Raw genomic sequence first — 15,500 nt, 5'->3', positions numbered from 1 at the left:
TGATCGTCAGCCCTCCCCATCCTCCTCGGCGGGACGCCTCCCCTGGCCCGGCTACTGCTTCACGAGCAGCTCGGCCAGGGCCAGGTCCATCGGCGTGGTCACCTTCATGGCGCGCTCATCGCCGGCGACAACGACGACGCTGCCGCCGCAGGCCTCGACCAGACCAGCGTCGTCGGAGGCTGCGAGCGCCTCGTCTCCGGCCCGCTTGGCACCGGCACGATGGGCTGCGACGAGGGTGTCGGTTCTGAAGCCCTGCGGGGTCTGAACCGCCCGAAGCCGGGCGCGTTGAGGGGTGCCGACGACGGGCTCGGGCTCCCCCGCCTCACCGGCCTCGACCTCCTTGACGGTGTCGGTGACGGGCAGCGCCGGGACCACGGCCTCGTGTCCGGCGCGCACGGCCGAGACCACCCGTCGCGTCACCTCCGGCGGCGTCAGAGCCCGGGCCGCGTCGTGGACGATGACGACGTCGGCCTGCGGCACCGCGGTCAGGGCCGCCGTCAGCCCCAGGGCCACGGAGGCCTGCCGGGAGTGCGGCGAGCCGGAGACGACCTCGACCGTGGTTCCCACCCCTGATGTCCGGGTGGGCACCGTTTCCCCAGTCCCGTTCAGTGCCCTGCCCGAGGAGCCGTCGAGGAGTCCGGCGAGCTCTGCGCGGAAGCGCTCGACGTCGTCGGCAGGAGCGGTGACGACGAGGTGGCTGACGACCCCAGCGTCGATGAGCCCGGCCGTTGCCCGCCGCAGGAGGCTAGTGCCTCCCACCGGGACGAGCGCCTTGGGAACATTGGCTCCCAGACGAGAGCCGGAGCCCGCCGCAGTGAGAACGGCGACCGCCCTACCCGGAGCGGCCCCGGGTAGGGCGGATGATTGAGATGAAGGGCTGGTGCTCACGGGCAGGACGCTACCGTGTGCGTCACCGCCTGAGCACGGGCTCTGAACGGCTCAGGAGGCGAGGACCTCGTCCAGGCGGGACTCGGCCTCCTCCTCCGGGGTCTTCTGGGCCAGGGCCAGCTCGGAGACGAGGATCTGACGGGCCTTGGCCAGCATGCGCTTCTCACCAGCGGACAGACCCCGGTCCGTGTCGCGGCGGGAGAGGTCCCGCACAACCTCAGCGACCTTGATGACATCTCCGGAGGCGATCTTCTCCTGGTTGGCCTTGAAACGACGTGACCAGTTCGTGGGCTCCTCGGTCAGCGGTGCCCGCAGCACCTCGAAGACCTTTTCCAACCCGGTCTCGTCGACGACGTCACGCACGCCGATGAGCTCGACACTTTCAGCGGGGACCAGAATAGTCAGGTCACCCTGGGCGACCTCGAGCTGCAGGTACGTCTTCTCCTCACCGCGTACCTTGCGCTGCCGGATATCAATGATCCGGGCGGCCCCGTGGTGCGGGTAGACGACAGTCTCACCGACTTCATAGGTCATAAGGATGACTCTCCAGACTGGTTTGCGGGCCTCTAGTTTATCAGGTCATTCCGCGAAAAGATCGGGGACGTATCTCACAGCGGTCACAGCGAAGACGGTTCGGGAATGCGTTGGCTCCGGAAAGGGGATCAGCGCTCCGAGCCACTGTCAAGGCGATAGCCAAGACCTCTGACGGTGGTGATGAGAACCGGTTTGGAGGCATCCATCTCAACCCTTCCCCGGAGCCGTTTGACATGAACGTCCAGGGTTTTCGTATCTCCCTCGTAATCGGGTCCCCAGAGACGCTCGATGATCTGGCGGCGAGTGAGAACCCGGCCGGGATGTCTGAGGAAGAGCTCCAGGAGCTCGAACTCCCGCAGCGGCATGGAGACAGGCTCGCCATCGACCCTGACCTCGTGCCGCTCCACGTCCATCCGCACCCGGCCGGCGACCAGAACCTGCTCGGGCTCGAGGGACACCGCCCGGCTGCGGCGCAGGACGGCCTTGAGACGGGCCAGGAGCTCCCGGTAGGAGTAGGGCTTGGTGACGTAGTCATCCGCACCGATCTCCAGGCCGACGATCTTGTCCAGCTCGGTGTCCTTGGCACTGAGCATGATGACCGGGACGGAGGATGTCCGTCGGATGCGGGTGCACACCTCGGTCCCATCCAGGCGCGGCAGCATGAGGTCCAGCAGGACCAGGTCGATGGGGCCGACTCCTCCGGGACGCCGGGAGGACTCGAAGATGTCGACGGCACGCTGACCGTCCTCGGCCTCGACCACCTCGAAGCCGTCGCGCCGCAGACCGAAGGCGAGCGGATCGCGGAAGTTCTCCTCGTCCTCAACCAGGAGGATCCGAGTCGGGCCGACCGACGATGCCGGCGTCGGCATGGCCGGCAGGCCGGAGGACACTGCGTCCGGTTCTCCGGCCGACATCGCAGCCGGCTCCGCGGAGGACTCCATGGGGGACGCTGCCGGGCTCACGATACGCTCCTTATCGACTCGTCCGCAGGCTCATCGGCTGCGGCACCGCCGGCACTGCCGTCACCGCCTCCGGCCGGCTCGTCCTCAACCGGCTCCCCCTCCGGCAGACGCGGCAGTACAAGGGTGAAGGTGGAGCCTCGCCCCACTGCCGACCACAGCTCAACGGTCCCTCCGTGGTCGGCGGCCACGTGCTTGACGATGCTCAGGCCCAGGCCGGTACCGCCGGTGGCCCGCGAACGGGCCTTGTCCACGCGGTAGAAGCGTTCAAAGACGCGCTCCTGCTCCTCCTTGGAGATGCCGATTCCCTGGTCGACCACGGCGATGCGCACGATGTCGGGGTCCTCCGCATCCAGCGAGACGCCCACCGAGACCCGGGTGCGGGGCTCGGAGTAGCGGATGGCGTTGTCCAGCAGGTTGCGCACGGCGGTGGTGATGAGCGCGGCGTCGCCGCGCACCTGCAACCCCCTGGTCCCCCCGGCCACAAGGGTGATCTGACGGCCGTCAGCCTCCACACGGACTCGGTCCACGGCCTCGGCCACGACGTCGTCGATGTCGACGACCTCGGGCTCGGCCAGGGCGTCTCCCTCCTGAAGGCGGGTGAGCTCGATGATCTCCTGGACCAGGACGCCCAGGCGGCGGGCCTCCTTGCGCATGCGCCCGGAGTAGTCGCGCACGAAGTCGGGATCGTCGGCACCGGCCTCAACAGTCTCGGCCAGCAGCTGGATCGCACCGACCGGGGTCTTGAGCTCGTGGGAGACATTAGCGACGAAGTCGCGGCGCATGGCCTCCACCCGGCGGGCGGCGGTGTGGTCCTCGATGAGGATGAGGACGCGTCCCTGGCCGATGCCGGCCACACGCACCTGCAGGTGGAACTGGCCCGCACCCGGCACTCTGCCGCGAGACACGGTGACGGCGGCGTCCTGAGCCTGCCCCGAGGCCCGCACCCGGTTCACCATGGCCGCCACGGTCGGCTCGACAACGGCGTCGTCACGCACGATGTTGAAGGTGTAGGCCGCTGCCGAGGCACGCAGCACCTCATCGTCATCGTCCAGGACGACGACTGTGGAGCGCAGTGCGGCCAGGACGGGGACGGTCGTGTCGGTGCCGGCCAGGCCGGCGAGATCGGCGACGCTCGTGGCCGCTCTGCGCTCGCGCCGGGACAGCACGACGCCGATCACCACCCCCAGGCCCACGAGAGCCGCGGCGGCGGCAACGAGAAGAACGGTGACGATCGGACCCACGTTTCTAGGGTAGTTGAGAGCCGAGGGCGCTTCCCGGCCGGTTCCGCCCCTGGGCGCGCCGCTTGCGATGGTGTCGTAAGGCTGCTGTGCTTGGGACCATCACCCTTGGCGGCGGCCTTGGCAGCACCGTCGAGCCGCGCCGTCAAGCCGCATCATCGATCGGCACGAGTCATCGGCCCCCCGCCCGGAACAGGAGCAGCCTCATGCGCGCCATCTTCAACCAGGAGCTCAAGCAGCTGGGCTCCGATCTCGAGTCCATGGCCAACCAGGTCGCCACCGCGATCGAACGGGCCGCGGAGTCCCTGCGCCAGGGGGACATCGTCATCGCCGAGCAGGTGATCGACGCCGACGAGCGCATCAACGACCTCCAGCGCGACATCGACGACCTGTGCGTCATGCTGCTGGCCCGCCAGCAGCCGGTGGCCGGGGACCTGCGCAACGTCCTGTCCGCGCTGCGCATGGCCCAGACCCTTGAGCGCCAGGGCGACCTGGCGCGTCACGTGGCGGCGATCGCCCGGGGCCGTTACCCCGAGCCGCCGCTGCCCGAGCCGGTCCTGGGGCTCATCCTGGAGATGGCGGAGCTGGCTGTGCGCGCCGGTAAGGACGTCGCCCGCCTCATCTCGTCCCGGGACCTGGAGCTGGCCGCCGTCATCCAGGCCAACGACTCCGAGCTCGACGCCCTGCACCGGCGCTCCTTCCAGATGATCCTGGACCCAGCTCACGACCTGAGCCGCCAGCAGGTCATCGACGCGGTCCTCATGGGCCGGTTCCTGGAGCGCTTCGGCGACCACTCGACGTCGGTGGCCAGCCGCGTGGCCTACCTCGTCTCAGGGGCCTCCATGCCGGAGACGCACGACGCCGAGGACGCCGACGCGCTCCACTGAGCGCCTCCCCGCCCCGGAGCCGATCGGCACCGACGAGACGGGCGGCGTCGAACCTTGTTTCAGATTCGACGCCGCCCGCGTCATTCACAGGATCCGGGAGACCAGTGGGCTCACTTGCCCTGGTTGGCCACCGCAGCGATCTTGGCCTCGGCCTCGGGGTCGAGGTAGCGGCCGCCCTTCTTCAGCGGCTTGAGGGTCTCCTCGTCGAGCTCGTAGACCAGAGGGATCCCGGTGGGGATGTTGACGCCGGCGATGTCGTCGTCGGAGATGTCATCCAGGTACTTGACGATGGCGCGCAGCGAGTTGCCGTGGGCGGCGATCATGACGGTCTTGCCGGTCTTGATCTCAGGCACGATGGTGCCCTCCCAGTAGGGCAGGAGGCGCTCGAGGACGTCCTTGAGGCACTCGGTGGCGGGGATGGGCTCACCGGCGTAACGGGGGTCGGTGTCCTGGGAGAACTCGGAGCCGGGCTCGATGGCCGGCGGCGGCACGTCGTAGGAGCGGCGCCACTGCATGAACTGCTCCTCCCCGTACTCGTCGCGGATCTCCTTCTTGTTCTTGCCCTGCAGGGCGCCGTAGTGACGCTCGTTGAGACGCCAGTCGCGCTCCACCGGAATCCAGTGGCGGTCAGCGGCGTCCAGGGACAGGTTGGCGGTCATGATGGCGCGGCGGAGCATCGAGGTGAAGAGCTTCTCCGGGAGGACACCGGCCTCCTTGAGCAGCTCACCGCCGTGGACGGCCTCAGCGCGGCCCTTGTCTGACAGCGGGACGTCGACCCAGCCGGTGAAGAGGTTCTTCGCGTTCCATTCGCTCTCGCCGTGGCGGAGCAGTACGAGGGTGTAAGCCATGGGCCTATCCTGCCAGGATCGCAGGCACGGCGCGAGGTCCTGGAGGTCCTAGAACCGGGCACGCCACCTCCCTCCGCAGGAACCACATGACGAGCATATTCACGTATTGAAAACACGACAGTCCTGGTTATGCGCTTCAACGCATAACCAGGACCATTGTGCGAGGTGGCAATCAGCTCGAGATTAACTCACTGCAGAGTGACGACTCACGCGAGCCGGCACCCGCATTGCCCTCAGTTGTTGGGGTTGGCCTCATAGTAGGCCTTGCGCACCTCAGCGGAGACGCGACCGCGCTCAGAAACCTCCAGGCCCTGCTCGCGAGCCCACTCACGAATCTTCTGAGTGTCGGAAGGGCCGCTGGAACGACGACGGCCAGAACTACGACGGCCACCGGTACGGCGAGCCTTTCCGACCCACTCCTCGAGGGATTCACGGAGCGCGGCTGCGTGCTCATCGTTCAGGTCGATCTCATAGGTGACGCCGTCAAGGGCGAAAGTGACGGTCTGGTTGGCCTCGGACCCGTCGACATCGTCGACGAGGATGACCTGAGTCTTCTGTGCCATGATTCCTCATTCTGACGGGGGAGCGGGTTCAAGCATGTATCCCGCTGCGGACAACGTTAGATTAAACAATCATTGCTCTCAATGCAACACAGCTTTTCGCCGCCCGCATTACCGACCGCGCTCAGCATCCTAATGCCGCAACTAGACATCATCGGAGCACACCCTCCAAGCAACCTTCAGGTAGGGATGAAAACTGTGAAAGCGCTGATGTCTCCATTGGAGATCCCCACAAGGCTCGATCATACAAACCGCACCCATCCAACTCACTCCCTCGACCGACTGGAGGTATCCGAAGATCGACTGAACCGCAACGAAGAACCTTCCAGAGGATGCTCAGACGCGGGTCGAGGATTCTCTCAGCGAGAAGAGTGACTACTACTGGGAAGCTCACTCCACGCCCCATGAGATCGAGAAAATCATCCCTCTTCCTGCCCATGAGCCCCTGACGCACCCACCTCGGTACCGGTATTTAGCGACACAGCAACCCTGGAAAGCCGCCGCCCGCAGCGCATGCATGGCGCGCACACAGAGAGGATGGCGGATGTGCCAGAACCCACAACTGAGCTTCGGAATCCACCCGCAGGGAACACGAAAGCCCCGGGAGACATGCACTCCCGGGGCTGATCGAGCCGCCTGTGGGAATCGAACCCACGACCTATTCATTACGAGTGAATCGCTCTGCCGACTGAGCTAAGGCGGCGCTCTGACGTGCGCAGCAGAGCCGAAGATACCGTTCCGACGCCCGCCACCGCAATCCAGCACAACGCTGTTGACCGTGTTCCTCAACACAGTGAACTGCCTCTTGCGGACAAGCGGAACATCGAAGCCCGACATCCCCTCCCTCACCGCAGATTCCCCCGATCTGCACTGGAACATCGCCGATACAGTGCGCACCCTGGAGATGAGTGCACTCGTCGTAGGCGCCACCGACTCAGCCGCACCCGCCGGCTCCCGGTATTCTCCGCTCATCATTCAACAGATCTCGATCTCGTAAGGACCCCCATGGCCGACTCTCCGTCCACCCCCTCCCCCACACCTCTGTCATCACAACCGAATTCCTCTCACTCCTCCATCGACTCACCCCAGGGCGATCTCGTCCAGGACCGCGGCGACGCCGGCTACAACAAGTCGTTGAAGAATCGTCATCTCCAGATGATCGCCATTGGCGGATCCATCGGTACCGGTCTTTTCATGGGGGCCGGCGGCCGGTTGAAGGAAGGCGGAGCCGGTCTGGTGTTCGCCTACGCCATCTGCGGCATCTTCGCATTTCTCATGGTTCGCGCGCTGGGCGAGCTCGCCATCCGCAGACCGTCCTCCGGCGCATTCGTCTCCTACGCCCGCGAGTTCCTCGGGGAGAAGGGCGCCTACATCACTGGTTGGTTCTTCTTCCTGGACTGGTCGGTGACCGTCATGGCCGACATCACGGCGGTGGCCCTTTACCTCCACTACTGGAAGAATCTGCAGGTCGTACCGCAGTGGGCCTTCGCACTCATCGCGCTCGTACTGGTCTTCATTCTCAACATGTTGAACGTCAAGATGTTCGGGGAGGCCGAGTTCTGGTTCGCACTCATCAAGGTCGCCGCCATCGTGTCCTTCATGGTGGCCGCTATCGTCGCCATTGTCCTCGGGCTGCACACCGGTACCACCTCAACCGGGGAGGCCATTACCGCGGGCGCTCACAACATTGTGGGCAATGGCGGCTTCTTCCCCGAGGGATTCCCGATCGTCCTCGCCCTCACCCTCGGCGTCGTCTTCGCTTTCGGAGGCACGGAGATGGTGGGGGTGGCCGCCGGTGAGGCGAAGGACGCCGAGAAGATCCTCCCCAAGGCGATCAACTCGATGATTCTGCGCATCTTCGTCTTCTACGTCGGCTCGGTCATGCTGCTGGCTCTCGTCCTGCCTTACACGTCCTACTCCAAGACCGAGTCGCCCTTCGTCACCTTCTTCTCCGGCATCGGCGTGCCCTACGCCGGCGACATCATCCAGGTCGTGGTCCTCACCGCCGCGCTCTCGTCTCTCAACGCCGGCCTGTACGCCACCGGGCGCACACTGCGCTCCATGGCGGTGGCCGGCGAGGCTCCGCGGGTCGCGGCCGGACTCAACAAGCACCAGGTTCCCGCCGGTGGCATCATCATGACCGCCGCCCTGGGACTGCTCGGCGTCGTCCTCAACGCCTATCTGCCCGGCGACGCCTTCGACATCGTCATGAACCTCGCCGGGATCGGCATCGCCGGCACCTGGGGCGCCATCCTCGTCACCCACCTCGCCTTCCTCCGACGGGTGGATGACGGCAAGGAGGTGCGCCCGGCCTACCGGATGCCCGGCGCCCCGTGGACCAACTACGCGGCCCTGGCCTTCTTCACCGTCGTCGTCGCCTCGAACCTGACCGACCCGGCCGGGCGCTGGACTCTGGCTCTGTTCGCCGTCGTCCTCGTCATGATGGTGGCAGGCTGGTACGCGGTGCGGGGCCGCATCCGAGGAGACCTTCTCGACGAGGTCCTCGCCGACGAGGTGGACGGGTCCGGGTCCGCCTCGACGCACGACGCCTGACCGGCAGGAGGCCGCTCCATGCACGTACATATCACCTACACCGGGGGCACCATCGGGATGGTGGACTCCCCCCACGGCCTCGTTCCCGGGGCCGATCTGGAGGGCTGGCTGACATCCCTGCTGGAGGGCACTCCCCTGGCGCGCTCGGTGTCGGTGACCTCGCTGGACCCGCTCATCGACTCCTCGAACGCCACACCGCTGTCCTGGCAGGCGATCGTGGACGACCTGCGCAGCCACGCCGATCAGACCCCGGAGGCGGCCTTCGTGGTGCTGCACGGCACCGACACCATGGCTTACACCAGCGCCGCCCTGTCCTACGCACTGACCGACCTGTCCACGCCCGTCGTCGTCACCGGCTCCCAGCTCCCGCTCGGGGTGCTCGGCTCCGACGCCGCAGCGAACGTCACCGGTGCACTCAAGGCCGCCACCTCCGGGCGCATCGGCGGGGTCTCACTGTTCTTCGGGCACCGGCTTCTAGCCGGAAACCGGGCGACGAAGTCCTCGTCATGGGCCTTCACCGGTTTCGAGTCGCCCAATGCGTCCCCACTGGCCACCACCGGCGCCCCATGGCAGTGGGCCGCACAGACGCCGACGGGGACCGGCTGGAAGGACGCCGCCCCCTACGCCCGCCACGACGTCGTCGTCGTCGACCTGGCCCCCGGCATCACCGCGACGCGCCTGGAGGCGCTGCTGACGCCCCTGCCCGAGGCCGTGGTGCTGCGGGCGTTCGGGGTCGGCAACGTCCCCTCTCAGGAGCCGGGGCTGACTGCCGTCGTCGAACGGGCCATCGCCTCCGGGACGGCCGTGGTCGTCACCTCCCAGTGCCACGAGTCCGAGGTGCTCCTGGGGCACTACGAGGCCGGGGACGCGCTCGCCCGCAGCGGTGCCGTTGGAAGCCGGGACATGACTCTGGAGGCCGCCTACGCCAAGGTGCAGTTCCTGCTCTCGCAGGGTCTGCGGGGGCCGGAGCTGGCCGCGTGGATGGGTCGCTCCATCGCCGGTGAGCTGACTCAGTAGCGCCCCAGGGCCGGATCCGAGCGCTGGTCCACAGGCCTCGGCCCCCGGGCGGCTGGTCATGCCGTCCGGGGGCCGAGGTCGTATCTGTTCATATCCACCCACCCCCACCCGCATCCGCCGGGGGCTACGGCAGCAGCTCGCCGGGCCCCCGCGTATCGGTCAGCAGGTGAGTCCCTTGTCGGGCATCGTCCCGTTGAGCAGGTAGGTGTCCACGGCGTTCTTGACGCAGTTGTTGGAGCGCCCGTAGGCGGTGTGCCCATTGCCCTTCCAGGTGAGGAGCTGGCCGGTCTCGAGCTGATCCGCCAGGGCCTCGGACCAGGCGTAGGGAGTAGCCGGGTCGCCGGTGGTCCCCACCACGAGGATCGGCGCCGCACCGGAGGCCGCGATCTTCTCACGCTTCCGAGTCGACTCGTGGCCCCAGCCCTGGCAGTAGGCGTCAGGGTAGAGCAGCTGGGAGTTGAAGGTGGGCGAGGCCTCCTTGACGGCAGTGGCGCCCTGCTCCCAGGAGGCGTTGTCCCCCTGAACGGGGTAGTCCAGGCAGTTGACCGCCATGAGGGCCTCAGCGCCGTTACCGGAATAGCTTCCGTCGCTCTGCCGGTAGGAGATGGCGTCGGCGATCGTCAGCAGCGCGCTTCCGTCCGGGTCGCCCGAGTTGCCCATCGCCTGGTCCAGGGCCAGGTTGAGGGACGTCCACAGGCTGGTCTGGTACATCGCCCCCAGGATCCCGCTCAGGGCCAGGTCGTGGGTCAGCGGCCGCTTGTCATCGGAGGTGGGGATCGGCTCGGTCTTCGTGGACTCGAGGAACTCCCGGATCTGGGAGACGCCGGAGTCGACGTCCCCGCTGAGCGGGCAGCCCTTCCTCGAGCTCTGGCAGTCCTGCACGTAGGCCCTTAGCGAGGCCTCAAAGCCCTTGGCCTGCCCCAGGGCCAGTTCCTGCGCGCTCAGGGAGGGATCGACGGCGCCGTCGAGGACCAACCGACCAGTGTTACCCGGGAAGAGCTCGGCATAGGTGGCGCCCAGGTAGGTGCCGTAGGAGAAGCCGAGGTAGGTGAGCACCTGCTGCCCGTCGACCGCACGCAGGATGTCGAGATCCCGAGCGGCGCTGATGGTGTCGATATGGTCCAAAAGCCCCGGAGTACTGGTCTTCTGTTCGCAGGAGCCGTTCATCTTCCGCGCTCGCTCGGTGGTGGCCGTGGCCGACGGCGTCGCCGGGTCATTCTCACCGGCCCGCTCGGCATCGAGCTCGGCGTCGGTGAGACAGTCGATGGCGGTTGAGGCGCCCACGCCGCGGGGATCGAATCCAACGACGTCGTAGGAGCCCAACAGGTTCTTGGAGAAGTACGAGCCGACGCTGTCGACCAGGTCAGTGCCAGATCCTCCCGGCCCGCCGGGATTCACGAACAGGGACCCGATCGAGTCCCCGTTCGCGGCCCGTTTCTTCACCGCGATCTCAATCGTCTCGCTGCCGGGGTTGTCATAGTCGAGCGGCACCTTGATCTTGGCGCAGGTGAAGCCCGTGTCCTCACCCGACGCGGCCTGGTCCGTCCCCTTCTTGGCGCAGGTGTACCAGGAGACCTTCTGGGTGTAGAAGCTCTCCAGCCCGGCCGGGACCGGAGCCGAGGCCGACGCCGTGGCCGGCGTGGCCTTGATATCCGTGTTGCCCTGGCAGGCGGTCAGGCCGGTGCACACCAAGAGCGCAGCGATCGCTGCAGCGACGCGCTTGGCGTGTGGCCGGGGGGTAGTCTCGGTAGTCACGGGGGGCAGCCTATGCATGACGAGTCACCCGCTCCTCCTCCTGCGGGCGGAATGAGGACAGGTACCCATCACACCTGCGGCCCACCGTGAGGGCAGGTATCACTCGTTGCCCTTGCAGGTCGCACCCGGCTTGGGCATCGTCCCGCCGATGAGGTAACCATCGATCGCTCTGCGGACGCATGCACCGGAGCGCCCGTAGGCGGTGTGACCGTCACCCTCCCAGGTCAGCAGCTGGCCGGAGTCGAGCTGCTCGGCCAGGGCCTTGGACCAGGCGTACGGAGTGGCCGGGTCCCCGGTGGTGCCGACGACCAGGATCGGGGCGGCGCCCTTGGCGTGGACGGGAGCGGGCTTGCGAGTCCCGTTGTGCCCCCAGGCCTGGCAGCGCGCGTCCTGGTTGCTCAAGGAGGCGCCGAAGGTCGGCGAGCTCTGAAGGATCTGCTGATACTCCTTCTCCCAGCTGGTCATGTCGCCCTGAACCGGGATGTCGAGGCAGTTGACGGCGTAGAAGGTCGGTGCGCTGACACCGGTCGTGGTCGGGCCGTAGAGCGTCTGGAAGGAGGAGCCGTCCTGCTGAGTGATGGCCTGGTCGAGGGCGTAGGTAAGGACGTTCCAGTACTCGGAGGCATACAGGAGGCGACGCACGACGGCGGTGATCGTGCCGCCGTCCACGGTGACGTTCGGGTCCGAGGTCTTCAGCGGCGTCTTGTCGGCGGAGGCTATGAGGTCGCGGATCTGCTGCGTCCCGGCGTCCACGGAACCGGTCAGCGGGCAGCTCGGGCCGGCCTGCCCGGCCTGACACTGCTTGACGTAGGTGCGCAGCGAGGTCTCGAATCCCTTGGCCTGTCCAGCGGCCCGCTCACCCAGCGACAGACTGGGGTCGACGGCGCCGTCGAAGACCATGTGACCGGTGTTGGCCGGGAAGAGCTCGGCGTAGTGAGCCCCCAGGTAGGTCCCGTAGGAGAAACCCAGGTAGTTGAGCTTCTCGTCCCCGGACAGGGCCCGAAGCACATCGAGGTCGCGGGCCACTGAGATCGTGTCCACGTGGTCGAGGAGCCCAGCGGGTTTGGTGCTGGCCGCGCACTGGGCCTCTTCCTGCTTGAAGTTCTTGGTGATCTCGTCGATCAGCGTCTTGAAGCCGGCACCGTCCGGAGTCGCCTCGCCGGCGGCGGGACCCTCGGCATCCGGGAAGGGGGTGGGATCGGCTCCTGCGGCGTCGGCGGCGATCGAGCCGGGCAGGGGGTCGTCAGCCCCCATGGCCGCCTGGGCAGCCCCAGCGGGCAGCGCTCCACCGAGGACGTCGCAGGTGATGGGAGTCGAGTCGCCGACGCCGCGGGGGTCGAAGCCGATGATGTCGAAGGAGGCGTTGACGTCCGGTGAGAACTGGACCTCGTTGTTCTCCACCATCGCCACCCCCGAGTAGCCGGGGCCGCCGGGGTTGGCGAAGAGGCTGCCCTGGCGCACCGAACCGGTAGCCAGGTGCTTCTTCATCGCGACCTCAATGGTCTGACCATCAGGCCTGGAGTAGTCCAGAGGCACCTTCACCTTCGCGCACTGGAACCCGGTCCTCTGCGCAGACCTCTCCATCCCACCGGTCACACCGCAGTCATACCACTCCACCTTCTGGCTGTAGAACGACTCCAGCCCCTCGGGCACCACAGCCTTCGCAGCCACAGCCGGAGCCGGCACCGCCACCGCAGGAACCGCACCGGCACCCACACCCAGACACACACCCGCCACAGCAGCCAGCACCCCAGCAACCACCCGACGACGCCCGTTCGGCAGGATGCCGCTCTGTCTCGTACGTTGTTTCACGCCGTTTTTCATAAGCGTTATATTACAAAGCGACAACACCGCACGGGCGCGGTTTGTTACTGCGATTCAGGAGGCCCCGGCCGCATCCTCCCCAGCGACGTTATGCCTCACCCCGGCATACCTGCCCGGGCGGCGGGAGCTCGCCGGAGAGCAGGTAGGTGTCTATCGCCTTGGTGCATGCGGCTGCGCGACCGTAAGCGGTATGCCCATTGCCCTCCCGAGTGAGCAGATGACCGGTCTCGAGCTGCTCAGACAAGGACCTGGCCCATTCGTACGGCGTCGCCGGGTCCCCGGTGGAACCCACGACCAGGATCGGGGCGGCCCCCTTGGCGTGGATGGGAGCGGGCTGACGGGTCCCGTTGTGCCCCCAGGCCTGGCAACCAAGATCAGCGCTCGCAGCCGAGCCCCCGAAGGTAGGGGCCTCACGCCTGATCTCCTCGTGCCTGGCCGACCACACAGCCATGTCTCCATCGACCGGGTAGTCCAGGCAGGTGATGGCTTCGCGGACGGCGGTGGTGTTGACGACCTCGGCCACAGTCTGGCCCGTTATCTGCCGGATGAGTGCGCCGTTGCGCTGATTGATCGCCTCGTCCAAGGAGGAGGAGAGGCCACTCCAGCTCTGTTCGTCACCGTACAGGCTGTACATGACCGCCATTCGGATCTCGGACCCGGTCACTGGACGGTTCGGGTCGGAGCTCGGCAGGGGCGACCGATCGACGGAGGTGAACAGGTCCCTGACCTGCTGCACTCCGGCGTCGGTGCCGCCGGTGAGCGGGCACCCCTGTCCCGCCTGGCACCAGTCGACGTAGGTTCGCAGCGCGCGCTCCAAGCCCTTCATCGCTCCTGCTTGCCTCTCATACAGGGAGATGCTGGGATCGAGGGTGCCGTCGAGGACCATGCGGCCGGTGTTGGCCGGGAAGAGCTCGGCGTAGTGAGCCCCCAGGTAGGTGCCGTAGGAGATCCCCAGGTAGTTGAGTCTCTGGTCTCCTGACAGTGCCCGGAGCACATCCAGGTCCCGGGCCACTGAGATCGTGTCCACGTGGTCGAGGAGCCCGGCCGGCTTGGTGTCGGCGGCGCAGTTGGCCTCCATCTGCCGGAAGGTCGTCTCGATCTGAGGGGCGAGCTCCTCGAACGGGGCGTCACCCGACGCCTGGCCGGGGTCACTCATCGGATCCACACCGTTGGCCGCTGCACAGGTAACGGGAGTGGAGGATCCGACGCCGCGAGGATCGAAGCCGATGATGTCGAAGGAGCCCTGTACACCGGCGAAGGCCGTCTCCGCAGCACCCTCGACATACTGAACCCCGGACCCACCGGGGCCGCCGGGGTTGATGAAGAGGCTGCCCTGACGCACCGAACCGGTGGCCAGGTGCTTCTTCATCGCGACCTCAATGGTCTGACCATCAGGCCTGGAGTAGTCCAGAGGCACCTTCACCTTCGCGCACTGGAACCCGGTCCTCTGCGCAGACCTCTCCATCCCACCGGTCGCACCGCAGTCGTACCACTCCACCTTCTGGCTGTAGAACGACTCCAGCCCCTCGGGCACCACAGCCTTCGCAGCCACAGCCGGAGCCGGCACCGCCACCGCGGGAACCGCACCGGCCCCCACACCCAGACACACACCCGCCACAGCGGCCAGCACCCCAGCAACCACCCGACGATGCCCCGCAGTCCTTGCGGGTCCACCGCTTCCGCCACTGTTCATTACCGCAGAAACGATGCTGTTTCGACGACGACATTGTCTTGTTCTCGTTTCCATGGGCACCATCGTATAAAACAACCGCTTGGTGCATAATCCCTCTCAAGGATGAGATGGCCCGTCGTCTCAGCCCACACCGGCTGGGGTGCCTTCAGCATTCTCAGGAGGCACCAGCTCCCAGGACATGGCCCACATCCAGATCCGATCGAGCTCGACCTCCATGAGCTGACGGGCCCTGACCTCGGTCATCGCGCACGTGGTCATTCCCCCCAGCTCCACCTCGTCGCCGTTGCTGTACACGGTCGCGTACGCACCCGGCCCTGAGCCACTGAGCCTGCGCAGAGTGGAGCGAGCGTACCGGCCGACGGCGAAGTCGCTTCGGGAGGCGGGCCAGGGAACGTCGTAGGAACGCCATACCGTCCGGCTGTGAATGCCGGACCGGTCGAAGACGGTCCGCGGCCGCAGGGTCAGGTACCCCATGAGGAAGCAGAGCGCCGACGCTCCCAGACAGATGAGTACCGCCCGATAGTTCAGGTACCTTGCGAAGACCGCCCCGAGGACCAGGCCCACGATGCCAAAAGCGACAAGACCCCAGGCGATGCCCTGCTCCTGCACGCTCGATCGGCGGACAATCGGCCGAAACCGAGAAGCGGCGGGCCCGCCATAACCGGAATCCATTGCCGTCATACAACGACCCTTCCACATACCGCGCCGGTTGTCCTGGTTTTGCCCCAGTCGCATCGTCTC

General features: G+C 66.8%; 13 protein-coding genes and 1 tRNA gene. 3 read left to right on the top strand and 11 right to left on the bottom strand.

Features of this window, described 5'->3' with window-relative positions; genetic code table 11:
• Positions 1-51: 51 nt before the first annotated feature.
• From BKH33_RS12885 to BKH33_RS12870, 4 genes are all read right to left on the bottom strand, one after another.
• Complete coding sequence (locus BKH33_RS12885) at positions 52-888, bottom strand: IspD/TarI family cytidylyltransferase (RefSeq protein WP_003779387.1); 837 nt, start codon at positions 886-888, stop codon at positions 52-54.
• Positions 889-939: 51 nt separating this feature from the next.
• Positions 940-1,422 carry a CarD family transcriptional regulator gene (locus tag BKH33_RS12880; protein WP_003779424.1) on the bottom strand — a complete coding sequence of 161 codons (483 nt, stop codon included), beginning with the start codon at positions 1,420-1,422 and terminating at the stop codon, positions 940-942.
• Between the two features lie 128 nt (positions 1,423-1,550).
• Positions 1,551-2,291, bottom strand: a complete 741-nt coding sequence (locus BKH33_RS12875; protein ID WP_043538503.1) for a response regulator transcription factor — start codon at positions 2,289-2,291, stop codon at positions 1,551-1,553.
• A gap of 89 nt (positions 2,292-2,380) precedes the next feature.
• A complete protein-coding gene (locus BKH33_RS12870) occupies positions 2,381-3,625 on the bottom strand; it encodes a sensor histidine kinase (RefSeq protein ID WP_003779394.1) in 1,245 nt (414 codons plus the stop codon).
• 203 nt (positions 3,626-3,828) lie between these two features.
• Between BKH33_RS12870 and phoU the strand changes: the two genes are divergently transcribed.
• The gene (gene phoU, locus BKH33_RS12865) at positions 3,829-4,509 is read left to right on the top strand and encodes a phosphate signaling complex protein PhoU (RefSeq protein WP_003779406.1); all 681 of its coding nucleotides are present in this window, start codon (positions 3,829-3,831) and stop codon (positions 4,507-4,509) included.
• A gap of 110 nt (positions 4,510-4,619) precedes the next feature.
• On the opposite strand, the gene BKH33_RS12860 is transcribed toward phoU, so the two are convergent.
• From BKH33_RS12860 to BKH33_RS12850, 3 genes are all read right to left on the bottom strand, one after another.
• Positions 4,620-5,357, bottom strand: a complete 738-nt coding sequence (locus BKH33_RS12860; RefSeq protein WP_003779427.1) for a phosphoglyceromutase — start codon at positions 5,355-5,357, stop codon at positions 4,620-4,622.
• Positions 5,358-5,590: 233 nt separating this feature from the next.
• Positions 5,591-5,920, bottom strand: coding sequence for a histone-like nucleoid-structuring protein Lsr2 (locus BKH33_RS12855; RefSeq protein ID WP_003779393.1), 330 nt, complete (start codon positions 5,918-5,920; stop codon positions 5,591-5,593).
• A gap of 627 nt (positions 5,921-6,547) precedes the next feature.
• Positions 6,548-6,620: transfer RNA gene (locus BKH33_RS12850), tRNA-Thr, on the bottom strand.
• A gap of 302 nt (positions 6,621-6,922) precedes the next feature.
• Here BKH33_RS12850 and BKH33_RS12845 point away from each other — a divergent pair.
• Both BKH33_RS12845 and BKH33_RS12840 read left to right on the top strand, forming a co-directional pair.
• Positions 6,923-8,470, top strand: coding sequence for an amino acid permease (locus BKH33_RS12845; protein WP_003779432.1), 1,548 nt, complete (start codon positions 6,923-6,925; stop codon positions 8,468-8,470).
• Positions 8,471-8,488: 18 nt separating this feature from the next.
• On the top strand, positions 8,489-9,487 hold the full coding sequence (locus BKH33_RS12840) for an asparaginase (protein WP_003779383.1): 999 nt from the start codon (positions 8,489-8,491) through the stop codon (positions 9,485-9,487).
• Between the two features lie 159 nt (positions 9,488-9,646).
• Here the strand turns inward: BKH33_RS12840 and BKH33_RS12835 are convergent, their stop codons facing one another.
• The 4 genes from BKH33_RS12835 to BKH33_RS12820 form a co-directional block, all read right to left on the bottom strand.
• Positions 9,647-11,260, bottom strand: a complete 1,614-nt coding sequence (locus BKH33_RS12835) for an alpha/beta hydrolase (protein ID WP_050998436.1) — start codon at positions 11,258-11,260, stop codon at positions 9,647-9,649.
• Positions 11,261-11,341: 81 nt separating this feature from the next.
• Positions 11,342-13,066, bottom strand: a complete 1,725-nt coding sequence (locus tag BKH33_RS12830; protein WP_043538495.1) for an alpha/beta hydrolase — start codon at positions 13,064-13,066, stop codon at positions 11,342-11,344.
• 88 nt (positions 13,067-13,154) lie between these two features.
• Positions 13,155-14,759, bottom strand: a complete 1,605-nt coding sequence (locus BKH33_RS12825) for an alpha/beta hydrolase (RefSeq protein WP_050998437.1) — start codon at positions 14,757-14,759, stop codon at positions 13,155-13,157.
• Between the two features lie 120 nt (positions 14,760-14,879).
• Positions 14,880-15,368, bottom strand: coding sequence for a hypothetical protein (locus BKH33_RS12820; RefSeq protein WP_003779390.1), 489 nt, complete (start codon positions 15,366-15,368; stop codon positions 14,880-14,882).
• Positions 15,369-15,500: the final 132 nt, after the last annotated feature.

Source organism: Actinomyces naeslundii (genome assembly GCF_001956585.1).
GTDB classification, from domain to species: Bacteria; Actinomycetota; Actinomycetes; order Actinomycetales; family Actinomycetaceae; genus Actinomyces; species Actinomyces naeslundii.
This window is presented reverse-complemented; position numbering and strand designations above follow the sequence as displayed.